2 tRNA genes and 1 rRNA gene (1 of these 3 cut by a window edge) are annotated in these 2500 nt (G+C 54.9%); all 3 read left to right on the forward strand.

Going from position 1 to position 2500, the window contains the following annotated elements:
* The first annotated feature begins 201 nt into the window (after nucleotides 1-201).
* Nucleotides 202-278, forward strand: a tRNA-Ile gene (locus RB623_RS30205).
* Nucleotides 279-302: 24 nt separating this feature from the next.
* Nucleotides 303-378 (forward strand) — tRNA-Ala (locus RB623_RS30210).
* A gap of 431 nt (nucleotides 379-809) precedes the next feature.
* Nucleotides 810-2500, forward strand: a 23S ribosomal RNA gene (locus tag RB623_RS30215); it runs 1111 nt beyond the window's last position.

Genomic DNA, 2500 nt, shown 5'->3' on the forward strand with positions numbered 1-2500 from the left:
GCATACAAAGAGCGGATCTGCCGCCTTCGTTTCTCTTTCTTCTGCGAATGATTAGCGCTCACGCGCCGTACCGGCTGCTTCGCAGCCTGGCGCTCCGCGGGGGCGGCGCATGAGCGCCGACGGGAAGTCGACGTCTTTTTTGGCGGCCTTGCGAGGCATCGCCTCGTGGATGTCGGCCTGCCAGCGACGTGTGCTCTGCTAGGGCTTGTAGCTCAGTTGGTTAGAGCGCGCGCTTGATAAGCGTGAGGTCGGAGGTTCAAGTCCTCCCAGGCCCACCATCCTTTCCTACAGGTAGGGTATCAGGGGCCGTAGCTCAGCTGGGAGAGCGCCTGCTTTGCAAGCAGGATGTCGTCGGTTCGATCCCGTCCGGCTCCACCATTACAGCGCAATCCGCAGGATTGTCGCGTTGGTGTCGAGAGGATGGAAAGATCATTCGCATACAAGGTTTGTGGAAGGCTCGCGCCTTCCGCTTGTTCTGCATGACATCGTGAAGAGAAGATTTGTTCGGGTTCCGTATTCGGAGCCTGGTCCTGGAAGGTCCATAACCTTCCGTAGGCGGCCGGGCGATGATGGATACGGTCCGTCGCCGTGGACGCTCAATCCGCGGCACATGATGGGTAAGCCTAACCGCGCCCCCGGACCGATCTCGAGAAGCTGGTCTTTTTATGCCAATTCCATCCGGCAGCCTTCGGGTGTCGTGTCGTGGCGACAATCTCTTCGAGATTGCGCCGGGCGCGACAAACCCTTCGGGTTTGCGTAGGCGACAATCCCTTCGGGATTGCGCTGAGATGGGCATTGGCAATGAGAACGATCAAGTGTCTTAAGGGCAATTGGTGGATGCCTTGGCATGCACAGGCGATGAAGGACGTGATACGCTGCGATAAGCGTCGGGGAGGTGCGAATACCCTTTGATCCGACGATTTCCGAATGGGGAAACCCACCTAAGGTGCTTGGAAAATCAGAGCAGCAGGGCAACTTGCTGCTGTGGTTTCCAAGTATCGATAATAGGTATCTTCACCTGAATACATAGGGTGAAAGAAGCGAACGCGGGGAACTGAAACATCTAAGTACCCGTAGGAAAGGACATCAACAGAGACTCCGGAAGTAGTGGCGAGCGAACCCGGACCAGGCCAGCGGCTTTTGCGAGACAAGCGGAACACTCTGGAAAGTGTGGCCGTAGCGGGTGACAGCCCCGTACGCGTAATGCGAGCAAAAGTCCTTGAGTAAGGCGGGACACGTGAAATCCTGTCTGAACATGGGGAGACCACTCTCCAAGCCTAAGTACTCGTGCATGACCGATAGCGAACTAGTACCGTGAGGGAAAGGTGAAAAGCACCCCGACAAGGGGAGTGAAAAAGTACCTGAAACCGGTTGCCTACAAACAGATGGAGCCCGCAAGGGTGACATCGTACCTTTTGTATAATGGGTCAGCGACTTAGTGTGACGAGCAAGCTTAAACCGGTAGGTGTAGGCGCAGCGAAAGCGAGTCTGAACAGGGCGTTCAGTTCGTCGCATTAGACCCGAAACCGAGTGATCTAGCCATGAGCAGGCTGAAGGTAGGGTAACACCTACTGGAGGGCCGAACCCATAACTGTTGCAATAGTTCGGGATGACTTGTGGCTAGGGGTGAAAGGCCAATCAAACTCGGAAATAGCTGGTTCTCCGCGAAATCTATTTAGGTAGAGCGTCGACCGAATACCCTCGGGGGTAAAGCACTACATGGGCTAGGGGTCCTCACCGGATTACCAAACCTAAGTAAACTCTGAATACCGAGGAGTACTAGTCGGCAGACACACGGCGGGTGCTAACGTCCGTCGTGAAAAGGGAAACAACCCTGACCAACAGCTAAGGTCCCCAAGTTATGGCTAAGTGGGAAAGGATGTGAGGATCCCAAAACAACCAGGATGTTGGCTTAGAAGCAGCCATCATTTAAAGAAAGCGTAACAGCTCACTGGTCTAAATAAGGGTCTTTGCGCCGAAAATGTAACGGGGCTAAAGCCATACACCGAAGCTTTGGGTTTGCGAGCTTGCTCGCAAGCGGTAGCGGAGCGTTCCGTAAGCCTGCGAAGGGAGACCCGTGAGGGCTCCTGGAGGTATCGGAAGTGCGAATGCTGACATGAGTAACGTAAGGGGAGTGAGAGACTCCCCCGCCGAAAGACCAAGGGTTCCTGCTTAAAGTTAATCTGAGCAGGGTTAGCCGGACCCTAAGACGAGGCCGAAAGGCGTAGTCGATGGGAATCACGTTAATATTCGTGAGCCTGCAGGTAGTGACGGATCTCACAAGTTGTTCGACCTTATCGGATTGGTCGGGCAGCGGAGAGGTTCCAGGAAATAGCTCCTGCTTATAGTCCGTACCCGAAACCGACACTGGTGGTCTGGTAGAGTATACCAAGGCGCTTGAGAGAACTATGCTGAAGGAACTCGGCAAATTGCACGCGTAACTTCGGAAGAAGCGTGACCCCTATGCACGCAAGTGTGTGGGGGTGGCACAGACCAGGGG

Source organism: Mesorhizobium sp. LHD-90 (assembly GCF_030929505.1).
Lineage (GTDB): Bacteria > Pseudomonadota > Alphaproteobacteria > Rhizobiales > Rhizobiaceae > Kumtagia.